This is a genomic window from Pontibacillus marinus BH030004 = DSM 16465 (assembly GCF_000425225.1).
Taxonomy (GTDB): domain Bacteria; phylum Bacillota; class Bacilli; order Bacillales; family BH030062; genus Pontibacillus; species Pontibacillus marinus.
Window position 1 is genome coordinate 1 of sequence record NZ_AULJ01000043.1, and the last position, 14,748, is coordinate 14,748.

19 protein-coding genes are annotated in these 14,748 nt (G+C 33.5%); all 19 read left to right on the top strand.

Annotated features, from left to right (window positions below):
- Positions 1 to 175: 175 nt before the first annotated feature.
- The 19 genes from H514_RS24660 to H514_RS0110305 all read left to right on the top strand — a co-directional run bounded on the left by H514_RS24660 (position 176) and on the right by H514_RS0110305 (position 14,656).
- Complete coding sequence (locus H514_RS24660; RefSeq protein ID WP_027447685.1) at positions 176 to 382, top strand: hypothetical protein; 207 nt, start codon at positions 176 to 178, stop codon at positions 380 to 382.
- A 253-nt stretch (positions 383 to 635) separates the two neighbouring features.
- Positions 636 to 1,145 (top strand): hypothetical protein, encoded by a 510-nt coding sequence (locus tag H514_RS0110225; RefSeq protein WP_027446886.1) that lies wholly within the window; start codon positions 636 to 638, stop codon positions 1,143 to 1,145.
- Positions 1,146 to 1,394: 249 nt separating this feature from the next.
- The gene (locus H514_RS0110230; protein ID WP_027446887.1) at positions 1,395 to 1,868 is read left to right on the top strand and encodes a DUF4825 domain-containing protein; all 474 of its coding nucleotides are present in this window, start codon (positions 1,395 to 1,397) and stop codon (positions 1,866 to 1,868) included.
- Between the two features lie 605 nt (positions 1,869 to 2,473).
- Positions 2,474 to 3,805 carry an erythromycin esterase family protein gene (locus tag H514_RS0110235; RefSeq protein WP_027446888.1) on the top strand — a complete coding sequence of 444 codons (1,332 nt, stop codon included), beginning with the start codon at positions 2,474 to 2,476 and terminating at the stop codon, positions 3,803 to 3,805.
- Positions 3,806 to 3,856: 51 nt separating this feature from the next.
- Positions 3,857 to 4,051, top strand: coding sequence for a GNAT family N-acetyltransferase (locus tag H514_RS24325; protein ID WP_267879771.1), 195 nt, complete (start codon positions 3,857 to 3,859; stop codon positions 4,049 to 4,051).
- Positions 4,052 to 4,094: 43 nt separating this feature from the next.
- Entirely contained in the window at positions 4,095 to 4,610 is a 516-nt protein-coding gene (locus H514_RS0110240) for a DUF4269 domain-containing protein (RefSeq protein ID WP_036842274.1), read from the top strand.
- A gap of 78 nt (positions 4,611 to 4,688) precedes the next feature.
- Complete coding sequence (locus H514_RS0110245) at positions 4,689 to 5,519, top strand: GNAT family N-acetyltransferase (protein WP_027446890.1); 831 nt, start codon at positions 4,689 to 4,691, stop codon at positions 5,517 to 5,519.
- Positions 5,520 to 5,876: 357 nt separating this feature from the next.
- Positions 5,877 to 6,833 carry a glycosyltransferase family 2 protein gene (locus H514_RS0110250; RefSeq protein ID WP_027446891.1) on the top strand — a complete coding sequence of 319 codons (957 nt, stop codon included), beginning with the start codon at positions 5,877 to 5,879 and terminating at the stop codon, positions 6,831 to 6,833.
- A complete protein-coding gene (locus H514_RS24330; RefSeq protein ID WP_081672993.1) occupies positions 6,802 to 7,188 on the top strand; it encodes a GtrA family protein in 387 nt (128 codons plus the stop codon). Before H514_RS0110250 ends, H514_RS24330 begins: the two co-directional genes overlap by 32 nt.
- Positions 7,189 to 7,199: 11 nt before the next feature.
- Positions 7,200 to 9,788, top strand: coding sequence for a YfhO family protein (locus H514_RS0110260; RefSeq protein WP_027446892.1), 2,589 nt, complete (start codon positions 7,200 to 7,202; stop codon positions 9,786 to 9,788).
- A gap of 109 nt (positions 9,789 to 9,897) precedes the next feature.
- Positions 9,898 to 10,155 (top strand): hypothetical protein, encoded by a 258-nt coding sequence (locus H514_RS0110265; RefSeq protein ID WP_027446893.1) that lies wholly within the window; start codon positions 9,898 to 9,900, stop codon positions 10,153 to 10,155.
- Between the two features lie 182 nt (positions 10,156 to 10,337).
- On the top strand, positions 10,338 to 10,892 hold the full coding sequence (locus H514_RS0110270) for a hypothetical protein (RefSeq protein ID WP_027446894.1): 555 nt from the start codon (positions 10,338 to 10,340) through the stop codon (positions 10,890 to 10,892).
- 56 nt (positions 10,893 to 10,948) lie between these two features.
- Positions 10,949 to 11,296, top strand: a complete 348-nt coding sequence (locus H514_RS0110275; RefSeq protein WP_027446895.1) for a DUF3221 domain-containing protein — start codon at positions 10,949 to 10,951, stop codon at positions 11,294 to 11,296.
- Positions 11,297 to 11,467: 171 nt separating this feature from the next.
- Positions 11,468 to 11,668: a hypothetical protein gene (locus tag H514_RS0110280; protein ID WP_027446896.1), complete on the top strand. Its 201-nt coding sequence runs from the start codon at positions 11,468 to 11,470 to the stop codon at positions 11,666 to 11,668.
- A gap of 129 nt (positions 11,669 to 11,797) precedes the next feature.
- Positions 11,798 to 12,142, top strand: coding sequence for a hypothetical protein (locus H514_RS0110285; protein WP_027446897.1), 345 nt, complete (start codon positions 11,798 to 11,800; stop codon positions 12,140 to 12,142).
- Between the two features lie 61 nt (positions 12,143 to 12,203).
- Complete coding sequence (locus H514_RS0110290) at positions 12,204 to 12,824, top strand: histidine phosphatase family protein (protein ID WP_027446898.1); 621 nt, start codon at positions 12,204 to 12,206, stop codon at positions 12,822 to 12,824.
- A gap of 84 nt (positions 12,825 to 12,908) precedes the next feature.
- Positions 12,909 to 13,673 (top strand): GNAT family N-acetyltransferase, encoded by a 765-nt coding sequence (locus H514_RS0110295; RefSeq protein WP_081672994.1) that lies wholly within the window; start codon positions 12,909 to 12,911, stop codon positions 13,671 to 13,673.
- 68 nt (positions 13,674 to 13,741) lie between these two features.
- On the top strand, positions 13,742 to 14,254 hold the full coding sequence (locus tag H514_RS0110300) for a group-specific protein (protein ID WP_231566598.1): 513 nt from the start codon (positions 13,742 to 13,744) through the stop codon (positions 14,252 to 14,254).
- A 42-nt stretch (positions 14,255 to 14,296) separates the two neighbouring features.
- Positions 14,297 to 14,656 (top strand): ASCH domain-containing protein, encoded by a 360-nt coding sequence (locus H514_RS0110305; RefSeq protein WP_027446901.1) that lies wholly within the window; start codon positions 14,297 to 14,299, stop codon positions 14,654 to 14,656.
- Positions 14,657 to 14,748 lie beyond the last annotated feature (92 nt).

A 14,748-nucleotide genomic window follows, 5' to 3' on the forward strand; every position in this document is an offset into this window, starting at 1 on the left:
AATCGGGCGCAATTCTGGAGTAAGGAAAGCCCGTTTTTTATTTATCTTGATATATTATAACCTCTAGGTTTAACTGGATATTTGTATGTTATAAGAATTGAATTAGTTGTGAGAAAATGTACCTATACTAAGGGCTAGTTGAGTTAAAAAGAGAAGTACGAAATGTGGTGATGTTATGAATGATAATTCTTCCTATCAATGTTGTTTTTGTGATAAGAGGATAATATCAAAAAAACCAGATATTACTTCAATTATAGTAGTATCTAATTGGGATAAGGCTAGTGATACTCAGCAGGAACAACAAATGTTTTGTCATATGGAATGTTTGAAGAAATCAGTTTCAGACAATTTCCCTTTATATATCGCTGATTTAGAAGATTAAAATGTGTGAAAATGAATTTAAACTATTTGGTTAGGGTAAACGTTCATTTTGATAATTATCTTGAATTCAAGTGTTCATGATAAGGGCGCAAATATGGAGTAAAGAGGATTTGCGCCCTATCTTATTTAGGGGAGAACTATTAATTATATAATTACGTAACAAAAATGGGGAACCTTTAATAACTGTTTCCCAAACGTTGTATGTTTGAAATAATTGGTATTAAAGTAGGTTTCTGATTGGTGGATGAGAGAACATGAGAAAAGGTGTTTACATAATAATTTTGCTTTTATTGATGATGGGCTGCTCCTTAAACGATGAACAAGAAACCTTGAAAAGTGAAATTAAGAATTCGTTTCCAGAGTCAATTCAAGTACAAAAAATACATCATATAGAAGTAGTAAGAGATGGTGTGCTTGTCTTTTATAGTTCCTTAAATAATGGATTGGATGCGGGGTTCCTTCGTAAAAAATCAAGCAAATGGAAGTGGGTTATGGGGGCAGGTACTGTTAGATTTGGGGAAGAATTCAATTGGATTATTTCTAACGATAAAGAAATCCCCCTTTCCTATGTATATGGTTTTATTAATAATCCTGATATTGAAAAGTTAACTATCGAATCAACAGAAGAAAAGAAGAAAGTTGCAAAGATCGTAACTCTTCAAAATGGGCAACGTGTATGGTTTGCATTTTATGAATATGGAATTGACGGTAGATTTGATTACGTTGGTTTGGGTGAAAATGGGGAGATTGTAAAGGAATATTGATATGTAAGATTTTTATTTAATCTTGAATTCAAGTATTCCGCACTAGGGTGCAAACCTAGAATAAGGTTGTGCCCTTTATTTTTGTATTGCTCGTATAATTAGGGGTTAATAAATGTTTTTTTATGTTAAAGTTTTAATTCGATTGTGAAGAAATCTATTTTGTATAACGAATAGGAATGTTTAAAAAACAACTAGACCTTCCTGGAAAGTTAAAGAGAATATTCTTTGAAAAGTTTGGAGGGAAATTTGGTGAAGAAATTAATTAGTCTTTTCTTCTTTTCATTATTGGTGCTACTCCTCTTAAGCGGTTGTGATTCAAATAATGTAAATAATGATATTTTTAAGTATAAAGGTTCGTACATAGGAGATAACAATGCAGTTGGAGACATTGTTTCACACTTACCAGGTGGTGACCTCTTACAAGGTTTTGAACTTAAAACTGATACAAGACCTTATGGAATGATTTTAATCTATCAAGGAATAAAGGGAGAAAGTTTTGTTAAAGAAAGGGCAATATGCAATGCAACCTTTATTTTTGCTTTGATTCAAAATGTAGAATGGATTACATTTAAGTTTGAACAACAGGAATATGAATTAACAAAAGAGAATTTACAAGATTGGTATGGTAAGGATTTAAGCGATTTTTCAAGTGAAAATGAGCTAAGAGAATTAACGCAAAATTATTTAGGAGATGAAAGTAAAGTAAATCAGTTATTTAACTAACGTTTGAATTAACTCGGACCATTATACGATCAAGACAAATAAAAAGTCTGAATGGAAATTTGTAGGAGCAGTAACACATGTGAGTGTTACTGCTCCATTTTTTTTGAAAAATAAATAGAGTTTTCCAAATAGGAGCTATATAGATAAGAGGGTTAATAGTCAGTTTTTAAAAATCCATACTTATCCTATTGTACTAGTCCAAGCGAAAATAGCATCTATGAAATACCTTAATAATAGGTCGAAGATTAATGGTATTGATGGGGGTATTTGGGTGATTTCAGGTGCGGGCGCAATATTTTAAAAAGGTTTTGCGCTTTTTTAAATGACTAGAATAACTCATCTCTAAATTTTATGGATAATTATGTTAAAATGAAGGGAGCTTTTGGGTAAATGCAAAATGATGGGATGAATGTTGAAGAAGTTTATGTTGCATCGAGCGTTAGAAGTGAATTTTCATACATATACTGGACAAAAAATGAAAGAGTTTCACAAATAAGGATATAAAAAAAGATAGGAGAGCCAGAAAGAAATGCTGTAATAGGAGCAGATTTTATTACTAGCATGTGTTAAATGCAATGAAATTAACTTTTATTTGGGGGGATTTTTTGAAGAATAATATAAAGAAAAATAGAAATCCAATATTTTGGGTGATTGTTATATTAATATTATTCTTAATATCATGCGACACTCAAAAAAAGACTAAAGTGGCTGAAACGAAAGAAATAACTACTACGAAGAAAAACAATTTAGATTTAGAAGAGCAAGAGGGGGAACAGAGCAACAATAATAAATCTTTGGATAAATTTTCAAAAAAATTATCCTTATCTAAAGATGATTTCTCTGACCTAGAGTTTTTAAAAGAAACACTTAGTGATAAACGAGTTGTTATGCTTGGGGAAAGCTCTCATGGTGTATCGGAATATAATGCAATGAAAACTCGATTAATAAAATTTCTTCATCAAGAAATGGGCTATCAAGTTCTTGCATTTGAAAGTCCTATGGCTGATGTGTGGACTGCTCAGCAAACAAGTAGCCAATACTCATCTAAGGAATTGGTAAGACGTTCACTCTTCGTTGTTTGGCACACAAAGAATGTGGATACTTTGTATGACTATATAAAAGGTTCTCATCAAAGTGAACCCCCTTTGAATCTAGTTGGTTTTGATATGCAAGCACCAATTGGAGCCTATGGTGTGTATTTTAAAGAGAAGTATAAAGGTACGAACCCTGAATTAGCTATGAGTGTTTACGAAAGTGAAATTCAATTTAGAGACTTATATAATAGAGGGGAATTAAATCAAGAGAAAATCAATTCCCTTATAAAAGGTTATAAAAAGATTGAGGAAATGTTACCCGATGCGCAAAATGAATTGGCGAACTTTGAGGTTCATAAACACTTTATTGAAGATAGAGTCAAAAGTTTAGAAGGTTATTATAGTTTACCTAAAGATTCAAACGATCGAAGTATCATCCGCGATAAAATCATGGCAGAAAATTTGGACTGGTTATTATCAGAGTTATATCCTGACCAAAAGATCATTGTATGGGCACATAATGAACATATTCGTAATAATGTTTCTAATGGTAAGAAAAATGCTTCCATGGGAGAATTACTAGAGCAATCCGGCAAATATTCAACATATACACTTGGCTTATATTTGGTGGACGGTGATCTGGCGAATAATTATGGGGAAATATATAGTGCAAGGGTATTTGACAAGAATAGTTTAGAAAAACGAATTGCTAAGAGTGGATACCCCATTACATTTTTGGACATCAATGGAGCGACAGAGTTTGAAGAGAATGGATGGCTGAATGATTGGACTACTACTTATATTGCTGGTAGAAAAATATCGAGTCTAAAACCTGCCAAGAATTATGACGGTGTTATAGTCTTCAATGAAGTGTCACCTCCGGAATATTTAATATTTGAGTAAGTAGTTGAATACAACTATTGCTGAGAAGAAAACAATTAGACAATATAAATCATAGATACAAACTATCGAAGAAAAGGAATAGGAAAAATACTAATAGAAGAAGTGGAAAGCTGGGCAGAAAAGCAAGGCGCTATTGCAATAACTTTAAACAGTGGAAACCGTTCAGAGAGAGCAGAAGCCCATCAATTCTATTCTAGTATGGGATATACCTCTAAAAGTATTGGGTTCGGAAAGAAGCTATTGTAAAAATACTGGGAGTGACGGCACTTTGAATGATTTATTTAAAGAAATGGAAACAGGTAATAAAAAACAACAAGAAGCTTATGCTGCAATAAAGAACCTAGATATTTTAAAACATTTAAAGAGTTACACTCCTGTGTTATGTGGAACACTGCCGATCGGTATAGATATCACGAGTTCGGATTTAGACATCATAATGGAAGTACATGACTTCAATCTCTTTGAAGAAAAAGTGAAAGCTCTATATTCTAATAAGAAAAATTTTAAAGTGAAAAGAATAACAATAAGAGGAAGGGAAGTAGTTAAGTCAAATTTCATATTTAATAACTTCGAGTTTGAACTGTTTGGGCAATCTACCCCTGTACATAAACAAAATGCGTATCTCCATATGATCATAGAACATAATTTGATGGAGAATGACCCCAGTTTAAAGGAGGAAGTGATAAAACTAAAAAAACAAGGCTACAAGACTGAACCAGCTTTTTGTAAGGTTTTAAACATTACCGGAGATTCCTATTCTGGTCTTATACAATTTGGTGTGAAGCAAGGAATTATAACAGATTAATTTTGTTAAAATTTGATTTAGATTGAAATGTTCTCAAGTTACTGTTACAGAAATGTTAAATAAGGAATGAGGTTCAAAATGATTTGTGAACTTGATAAAGATGAGTTCTATAAATGTAAAAAGTTAATAAATCAAGAAGGTCATTTGGAAGTTAAGGCAGTAATAGAAGGACGCAACCCTGGTCGAATTTTTGTAGATAATAATATATCACCTAGTACAGGAATGATTTGGTTAGGTAATAATGATGGTTTTTTCTTTATTGGAAATGAAGAGAATGAGGTATTTAATAATCATATAAATGATTTTATTGATAAGGTGATTTTTCCAGAATTAAAGAATTTGCGATCAAAGAATTTTATAGCAATTGGTAATCATTCAAAATGGGATAAGACCTTAGAAATTATCTTTAAAAATCACCAAATAACAAAATTGAATCAAAATGTTTATACTCTAGAAAATGGTGATTATAAAGGTAATACTGAACCTTCGATTGAACATGACTATAAAGTAAAAGTAATTAATAAAGCTCTTTTTAAGAATGAAAATAATACTCTAGAAAACATTGGGTTCCTACGCACGAAAATATCAGAATTCTGGTCTTCTCCCGATCATTTTTTTCAAAAGGGAATTGGTTATTGTATAGTCTATCAAAATAGAATAGTGAGTTTATGTTTTTCGGCATTTGTAGCCGGAAATGTTCATGGTTTAGACATAGAAACAATCGAGGCTCACCAAGGGAATAAATTAGGTCAAAAAGTAGGCCACTATGTGGTAAAAGATTGTTTGAGTAGCGGTATGGTTCCATACTGGGATTTTATGGATAATAACAAGCCTTCCAATATAGTTGCTAAAAAGATAGGGTTAGAAAAGTATTTTAATTATTCCGTGTATCTTTTTCCAATTGATTAAATCAACATCATTAACCAATTGGTAGAAAGCTATCTCAATTAGTCCCTGACTTTACTTTCTAGTTACCGTATAAATATAGAAATTCCACTGACAGATAACGTTAGTGGAATTTTTATATTTCTTTAAAGGACCCCGTTCTAAAAGTATATCGGGGGTTCTAAGATTCTAACTCCAGCACACAGGCAACCAGACTGATGTTTATCCCATAGTTTTACTAATCAAAGCCTTTTTCATTTACTTTACACAATCGACCATGATTTATGTTTTAACCTCAAGGGAAAGGGATAAAGTAACGTGAGGTAATGGAACGCTCTTCATCTATTCTCTTAACTACATAATAAATTGGAGCGATGACATATGTATGGGAAGCTCATTTCTTTTATTCTTCCTTCATTTAACGAAGAAGAAAATATTCCACTAATTTTTGAATCAGTTCACCAAGATACTTCACATCTTTACTACGAATATGAATTCATTTTTATTGATGATGGGAGCTCAGATCAAACGTTAGCTGCCATACAAGATCTTGCAAATGAACATCAGCATGTGAAATATATCTCGTTTACTAGAAATTTTGGAAAAGAAGCTGCTTTGTTAGCAGGTTTACAGAAAGCTAGAGGAGATGCAGTCATTGTTTTAGATGCTGATATGCAGCATCCGAGCTACCTTATTCCAGAGATGCTTGAAGGGTATGAAGAGGGCTATGACCAGGTGGTTGCCTGTCGTAATCGTGATGGGGAATCAACTACAAGAAAAACGCTTTCAACATTGTATTATAAATTTGTAAATAAACTTGTCGATGTGAAATTGAAAAACGGTGTTGGAGATTTTCGATTACTTAGCCGAAGTGTTGTGAATGATATTTTGAAATTAAGTGAAGGAAATCGATTTTCAAAAGGCTTGTTTTCCTGGGTAGGGTATGAAGAAAAGATCATTCATTATGATAACATATCGCGTAATGCAGGGGATTCGAAGTGGTCGTTTGGAAAATTATTAAACTATGCGATTGATGGGTTAGTATCTTTTAATACAAAACCCCTTCGAATTTGTTTATACGTAGGACTTCTTATATTAATGCTGTCGTTAAGTTACATTACGTTCATATTTGTTGAGATTATAAGAAACGGAATCGAGGTGCCAGGCTACTTTAGTGTGATCTCTTCCATTCTCTTTCTTGGTGGAGTCCAGTTGGTCAGTTTAGGCGTAATTGGAGAATATATAGGTCGTATTTATAATGAAGTAAAAGGTCGCCCTCACTATCTAATAAAGGAAACGAATGTACATGAATCTCAAAATCAAATCACTCAACAATGAATTAACTCGATTTATACTTGTCGGGGGCATTAACACAGTTAATTATTATATTGTGTTTTTGTTCCTTCATAATGTAATAGACCTACATTATATGGTCTCCCATATTACTGGCTTTTTAGTAAGCTATGTTATTTCTTTTTTTCTAAATACCTATTTTACGTACAAGGTAAAGCCAACTTTATCTAAATTTTTAAAATTCCCATTAACACAAGTCGTAAATATATCAACCTCCTCATTACTTTCAATCGTATTTGTGGAAGGGTTGCGAATAAATAGTAATGTTGCACCGATCATCGCTGTATTTTTTACCGTTCCCATTACATTTATCGTAACTAGTAAAATATTAAAACAATAATGGTGACTATTATGAGTAAAAGAAGCTGGATTGCATTAGTATCAGGAAGCTTAATGGTCTCCGTTCTCTCTCACCTTTTCTTTCTGTACAAATGGGGAGAGGGGAGTTTTATGACGGGACCGAATGATGGTTTAAATCAAATGCTTCCTTTTAAACAATTTATATATGAAAACTATACAAGTGGGAATCTCTTTTATTCTCTTCAGTTTGGATTTGGGGGAGATTTTTATGGTCAGCTTGGCTATTATTTCTCTACAAACCTTTTCTTTATCATGACGATTATCGTTGTATTTTTGTTGGAACTCCTTCATATCATTGAGCAGCCGGATGTTTTGTTCTGGGCTCAGGCTATAGTGTTCACGAGTATCATTAGGATGACCCTTGTTATTACATTAACAACATTGGTCTTTAAATATTTTTCATTCAGAAGTATGCCCGCATTTGTAGGAGCATCTCTTTATGGGTCCAGTGTGATCTATTTTAGACATGCTACATACTGGGAGTTTTTTGCGGATGCGTTTTTGTTCATCCCGTTACTGGTTCTAGGTGTGGAGAAAATTATTCGAGAAGGAAAGCCAGCATGGTTTGTTTTTGTCGTGGCAGCAACGATTTTTAACAACTTTTACTTTGCCTATATTAATTTTATCTTTATAGGAATTTATATCCTTTTCCGCTGGATGATTCCACTTAATGAAAACGAAAGCCATAAACTGAAACAGGTGAAGCTTTTCGCAACTTCTGGGGTTCTAGGTTTTGGTATTTCATCGATCGCCTTTATCCCAACCATCTATGCCTATTTTCAAAATTATCGTCCATCATTCAATCAGGAGATTCCTTTATTCGATCTTTCTGATAACATTTTACTGAATAGCTATACTTTTTTACTGTCTACCATTGTGGTACTTTTTCTGTTTATGTTTTCTTTTTACAAAAATAACCTGTTTCGTCTATTTGCTGCACTGACTTTGTTGCTGATCGTATTTCATTTTAGTCCTTTCATGGGAAGCGCGTTTAATGGCTTTTCCGCACCTAGGAACCGCTTTGAATACGTTGCCTTTTTTACGGCTGGAGGAATGGTAGCAGCCGGACTTCAACTACTGCAACAAACCAAACTATTACGTTTACTAATAGCATCCCTGCTGACTTGTGTGGCCTATATCTTGTGTGGCTTTTTTGATCAAACCTATAGCATAAGTACGATTTATGATCAGTACATGATTGCACTGCCTATTTTTATGATAACTGCTTTTTTTCTCCTAAACCTTCGTAACCAAAAGGTATGGATCACCGCGTGTGTATTAGTGTTACTAGCGAATGCGGGAATGGTGAACGTGTACCAATATGACAAAATATATAAAGCGGCAGGTGTAGAGGATACAACAAAACAATATATCACTAGTGATGGATACTATTCCGAAGCTCAAAGGGAGATCGTTGAACGTGTGAAGAAGCAAGATACATCTCCGTTTTACCGATTCCAATGGAGAGGAGCGGATGAACGAAATAATATTCCTCTAATCCAGGATTTTTATGGGACCAGTGTGTATTCAAGTATTTTGAATCAAAATATCCTCTTTTGGTATTACAAGGATTTAGAAATTGATATGAAGCATGAAAGTATTAGTAGATACTCTGGGTTTGGGGATCGCGCTAATGTATTTAGCTTGCTTCGGGGAAAGTATTTTATGGTGAAAAAAGGTGATGACCGAAACATTCCTTATGGTTTTGAGCACTATATGGAAAATCAAGAATATCAGGTCTATCGAAATACCAATATACTTCCTTTCGTACGAACAACAAGTACGGTGTATAGTGAAAAAACATTAGAAAAAGTCCCTATAGTAGCCAGGGAGCAAGCCATGCTTGATGGTGTGATTGTCAAAGATCCAGAGGGTAAGACAAAAAAGCCAAATCATCTCGTAAATTTATTGGATCAAGTTGAAGTCGAAGCTGTAGGGGCTACTTATGAAGATGGACAGCTTAAGGTTACTGAAGAAAAAGGTGGCATTGACCTAAATATATCTTCTCTTCCGAAAGAGGCAAAGGATCTGTATGTATCGTTCTACCTGCAAAACAATGACAAGGACGCTCCACTGTTTCATTTATCTGTAAATGATTTTGAAACAGCTAGGAAATCACGCTCGTCATTTTATCGTACTGGAATGAATGACATTACCATCAGAGTGCCTAAAGATGATCAGATCTCCATAAGGGTTCCAAAAGGCAGTTATACACTTGAGGAATTAGATCTTTATCATGAGAACTACCGTACCTTGGAGCGTGCTGCAAAGAAATCTAATCCGCCTTCTGATGTGAAGATCAATGGGAATCACATTCAGATCGAAGTAGAGAATAGCCAAAATGCCCGTTATCTCACTATCCCAGTTCCTTATGAAAAGGGCTGGCATGTAGAGGTAAATGGCGAGAAGAAAAAAGTCCAAGAAACGAATTATGCGTTTTTAGGAGTGAAGCTTGAACAGGGGACGAACCATATATCTTTTACCTACTACCCACCGTATTTTAAGGTCCTATTAGCAGTATCTATTCTATCCCTGGTCTGCTCCATTCTTTGGGTTTTAATGCGAAAATATAAAAGCTAAATAAACGATTTGCCGAGATCACTTTTATTTGAAATAATGGTTACTATTAAATCTACTCAAGTGTAACTGGGGTATAAACGAAATGGACATTTAAATGGGGGTTCTTAGCTTGGAGATCAATTTGAAACTAAGTAAGTGGAGGGAACAAGGTGTAAAGGGAAGAATAGGATTAATAATTCAAAATATAGGTGTTCTCGGCTTCTTTGGATCTTTAATACATAACTCTCTAAATTTGAATTTTGTTTCGTTCAGTTCTGTTTTACCATATGTGTTTTTTATTTTAGGTATTGTAGGTACTATAGTTGTGTTTTGTTTTGATAAAAAGAGAGAAATCGATGTTAAACCCTTAAAACGGCCAATAGATTAGAAAAATAACATTTTCACTACCAACATGATGAGGATGCGTTTATTTAAAAACGCGTCTTTTTTGTTTTCTTATTCTCTTAAAAGTATTTAGTTAAAAAATACTATTGAGGATATGTAAATTTTTTGTAACGATTGGTCTTAAGTTAATGTGGAAGTGTTAAGTAAATGTATAAGGGGTGCATTATGAATAAGAATATCGTATTTTCATTACTGATTGTATTTGTTTTAAGTGCTTGTACACAGTCGTCTAGTTACCTAGGTGAACAAGAAATTAAAAATAGTGATAAATTAAAAGAATTTAACCGTACAATTAAATTTCCGACTTACTCACCATTTGAAGTAGGTAAGACCTCTGTTGATATAAAATATAGAGGCCCTCAAGAGATTAAAGATGATAAGGTTATAAAATCAAAAGAAGGCGAACCTAAATTTCAAACAATAATAACTCGTTATACATCTAAAGATTCACCAACAACCATTCTGGAAATTGAACAAAGCAGTTCTTCTGTTTCTCCTTTAGAAGTCAATAGCCGTTATTCTAAAGACAATTTAATAGATATAGGAGATGGCTTGAAAGGTTTATATTACTTTAATGGAAGGGCACAAATACTCTCATGGGAAGATGAGGGTTCTACCTATAACATGTACGTAATGACAAAATCTAAAGAAAAACAAGAAAGAGAACCGGTCGATAAGAAAGAAATATTTAAAATAGCTAAGTCCTTTAAAACGTATTAATCTTATCAACTAAAGTAGTGATTAGTAGTGGGATAGAAAGTTTAGGTGATTGCTTAATGAAAAAATCCTTTTTGTTTATTTTACTAATATTTGCAGCTTCTATCCTTTTTAGCTGTAGTGATAGTAGCGGCAATAACGATAATGGCTTTAAAGGAGAAATAATAGAGGTTAAAACTATAAAAGAGCAAGAAGATGAGATTGACTATATCAAAATAAATCTTGAAAGTGGAAGTTTCAAGGGAGCATATACGTTAATTGTTAACATTCATGAAGAAGAATTGGAAATAGACATCAATAGATTAAAAGTAGGTCAAAAAGTAGAAGTGATTACTAATGGTATCATTGCTGAATCTAAGCCACCCAAAGTTCTAGCAAAAGAAATTAAGATTATCGAAAATGAATAATGTTTTTTTAGTGGCCACGCATTAAGTGTGGTCACTTTTATATGAGATTTTCTAACCAATTTGATAATTAAAAAGAAAGTATTGAGGAAATTACCTTTATTTGAAATAATTGGTATAAGATGAGCGGATGTGGATGTCATTATAAAATCATACCTATGAGGAGGCTAAAGTGTGGAAGTTATTATTGTTAATGTTGTTTTTGTAATTTTAGTTGTAACACTCATTGGCTTTATCATATACAGAGATCATAAGAGTAACAAACAAAACCCTTCAACAAACCATAAAGGGAAATCAAAAAGTGATGTAAATCAAGATAAAGAACATGCTGAAAAATTGACAGAAGCACAAAAAGGCAATGGTCGAGCTTGGTGACCTTTTTGGATTTTGGCTTGAAGGTGCAGATCTCATTTTTGGAAAGTTATTTTCGAGTAGTAAAGAGGTGTTTATATTAAGAAGAATATCATTTTTGTAATATTAATTTTATCTGGTTTATCGATCTTCATGCATTTATCAATATCGACATATTGGGATTTGAAAGAAGCTGAAGACAATGGGGTTTTGTCAACTACTCTAAGTATAAAACTAAGCTTATGGGTGTTTGTGTTTGGCGTTTTATTAGAATGGAAGAGCTTAAAGCGTTTAATCCAGGGACAATTTAAAATCACCTGGTTGTTCATTCCTGCGATCATTTTAACCGTGTTAAGCTTTATTCCAAGCTACCACTGGGTATCTTGGTTCGGAGTGGGGTATCCATTTTTTATAGAAATGTTCTATATTCCAAAAACACAACCATTACTAGATGCAGCATCTGGCATTCTATTTATTCGTTCCATCAGTGGGGAATAGAAGTAATTAATTGAGCTTTATGATGTATTGTTATGACTTTGAGAAAAGAGGCGTTTGTTTTATGGTCACTCTATATATCACCAGACATGGAGAGACAGTTTGGAACACAGAAAAAAGAATGCAAGGCTGGTCAGACTCCAAACTGACAGAAAACGGAGAACGAAATGCTGAATCCTTAGGGAATCGATTAAAAGATACTAATCTATCTGCTATATACTCGAGTCCTAGTGATCGAACGAAAAGAACTTCTGACTTAATAAAGGGAACAAGAGATATACCGATCTTTTACGATGACAATCTAAAGGAGATTAATATGGGGGAATGGGAGGGACAAACGCTACCAACCATTAAAGATACATTTCCGTTAGAATTTGACTCTTTCTGGAACACTCCTCATCTATTTACTCCAATTGGAGGAGAAACATTTGAACAAGTGAGAGATAGAACAATTGATTTTATAGATCATATTAGAAAAAACCATGAGTCAGGTAATGTGTTAGTAGTTTCTCACTCAAACGTGATCAAATGCATGTTTTCAATTTTTAAGAATCTCAAAACAGAAGATATATGGGCACCTCCTTATATACAGGATACAAGCTTGAGTATTGTAGAGCTTCATCAAAGTGAATGCAAAATCTTATTAGAAGGTGATGTTTCCCATAAGGAATACCTAAAAACCTAATTATAAGCATAGTTAAATTGTAACTCACTCATACATCTGGTGAATTAGGAAAGCATTTTCACCTAAAAAGGAGAGTTCAAGAGATTGAGAGATATTCAAGAAATGCAGCAACAACTTAAAGGTACCTTTAAAGTATTAAATGGACTTCCAGATTATATTCTAATTGAAGAAAAAGACGAATCGATATATGAACAATCAAAAATTCAGGAACAGCTGCAATATATAATTAACGCAGGTATATCCCTTGGTATAAAAAGGATAAGTGCTGTTATACATAGAAGTACCAAGCATTATCAAGAGCTCTCTAACCTAATGATCTCACATGGCTTTGAACCATATGCTAATAAAGTTGAAGTGTTTAAAGAGCTGATCGATCTGCCTAACGTAGTACATGATTATAAATGGCATTCAATAAGTGATCTCTCCATTTCTGAAGATGCATTTAAACACTATTGGGAGCAATGTATGAGCGATTCTGAAAATGAACCGTCAACTCTATCAATGGAGCAATATCTGGATTCAGTTAAAAGTGAACTAGGGGACTCTTGGAAGGAGACATGTAAGGTTGTTTTTCTTGAAGGTAAACCACTAGGAGTAACAATGCCCCATATTGAACCTGGTACAAATGATGAAGGTAGATTATTTTACTTTGGAATATTACCAGAAGAAAGAGGCAAGGGACATAGCACCCCCATTCACTATCAATCTCTTATTCATTTAAAAGAAATGGGAGCGACGTATTACATTGGTAATACTCACGAAGATAACGTAAAGATGCAGCGGGTATTTGAGAGGAATGGTTGTAAGGTAAGGGCAAGAACGGAATCCTATTATAAGTATTTTGAATAAAAGGAGAGATCTTTATCGAAGAATATGTCTATCATATGGTTCCTAAGAAGATGTTTGGAGATCAACTCATGCCTTTGAACAGATTAAAGGTGAAAGATGAAGAGCTTTATAAGAAATATATTAAAAAGTACGAAGATCATCCAAAACGTAAGAAATTACCTCAAAGGAAAATCCCTAAGCTTGATTGTTTATGGAACGGTGTCCTTCATTTTCTCCCTCTACACCCAAACCATGTATATGAAGCTCTCAAGACATTTGAAGTGAATGCAAGAACAGATTTACTCTTTTTTGAAATACCTATAGATAACCTATCAAACAACCAAAATGTTATATATCAAACTGATAAAACAAGTTATCGAGGCCCTGATAAAGTTATTCCTGATGAACATATACATACCATAGATACCCAGCAATATCATGAACTTACCTCAATCCCTCAAGACACAGTTGATTACTATAAAGAGGAAAGTGGAAAAGGGAACAAGTTTGGAATGTTTCAATTCATTCCACATCTCTTTAGTTATGGAGAAGTAGATATTTCGAATGCAGAAGTGGTTAATTGGAGTAATAAATTGCACTAATTATAATTTTTAAATTGCGTTATCTAAAATGGAGGAGTTCGCGTGAAAGGACTGCTAATAAGATCACCATGGATTGATCTAATCTTAGAAGGTAAAAAGACTTGGGAGATACGAGGGTCCAATACTAAAAAGAGAGGGAGAATTGGGTTAATCAAAAGTGGCTCAGGCATCGTTTATGGAACAGTCAATATTGTTGAAAGTAAAGAACTTACTTTAGATGAATATAAAAATGGTTCACATCTTCATTGCGTGAGTAGTGAAGACACTATCCAACTCCCATACAAGAAAACTTATGCTTGGGTTTTAGATAATCCAATCATTTATGACACCCCAATTCCATACCAGCATCCTATGGGGGCAGTAATTTGGGTTGATCTTTCAAAGGCTCTAAATATTAAATAGCTACTTGGATTAAAATATCCATTAATAATGATATGAAAAAAGACTTCCAGTTTTATAATATTTGGAAGTCCTTTTGTGTTATAGAATTAATT

Coding starts and splice junctions, on each gene's coding strand:
- H514_RS24660 (WP_027447685.1), top strand. CDS start 176: ATGAATGATAATTCTTCCTATCAATGTTGTTTTTGTGATAAGAGGATA.
- H514_RS0110225 (WP_027446886.1), top strand. CDS start 636: ATGAGAAAAGGTGTTTACATAATAATTTTGCTTTTATTGATGATGGGC.
- H514_RS0110240 (WP_036842274.1), top strand. CDS start 4,095: ATGGAAACAGGTAATAAAAAACAACAAGAAGCTTATGCTGCAATAAAG.
- H514_RS0110245 (WP_027446890.1), top strand. CDS start 4,689: ATGATTTGTGAACTTGATAAAGATGAGTTCTATAAATGTAAAAAGTTA.
- H514_RS0110250 (WP_027446891.1), top strand. CDS start 5,877: ATGTATGGGAAGCTCATTTCTTTTATTCTTCCTTCATTTAACGAAGAA.
- H514_RS24330 (WP_081672993.1), top strand. CDS start 6,802: ATGAATCTCAAAATCAAATCACTCAACAATGAATTAACTCGATTTATA.
- H514_RS0110260 (WP_027446892.1), top strand. CDS start 7,200: ATGAGTAAAAGAAGCTGGATTGCATTAGTATCAGGAAGCTTAATGGTC.
- H514_RS0110270 (WP_027446894.1), top strand. CDS start 10,338: ATGAATAAGAATATCGTATTTTCATTACTGATTGTATTTGTTTTAAGT.
- H514_RS0110275 (WP_027446895.1), top strand. CDS start 10,949: ATGAAAAAATCCTTTTTGTTTATTTTACTAATATTTGCAGCTTCTATC.
- H514_RS0110285 (WP_027446897.1), top strand. CDS start 11,798: ATGCATTTATCAATATCGACATATTGGGATTTGAAAGAAGCTGAAGAC.
- H514_RS0110290 (WP_027446898.1), top strand. CDS start 12,204: ATGGTCACTCTATATATCACCAGACATGGAGAGACAGTTTGGAACACA.
- H514_RS0110300 (WP_231566598.1), top strand. CDS start 13,742: ATGCCTTTGAACAGATTAAAGGTGAAAGATGAAGAGCTTTATAAGAAA.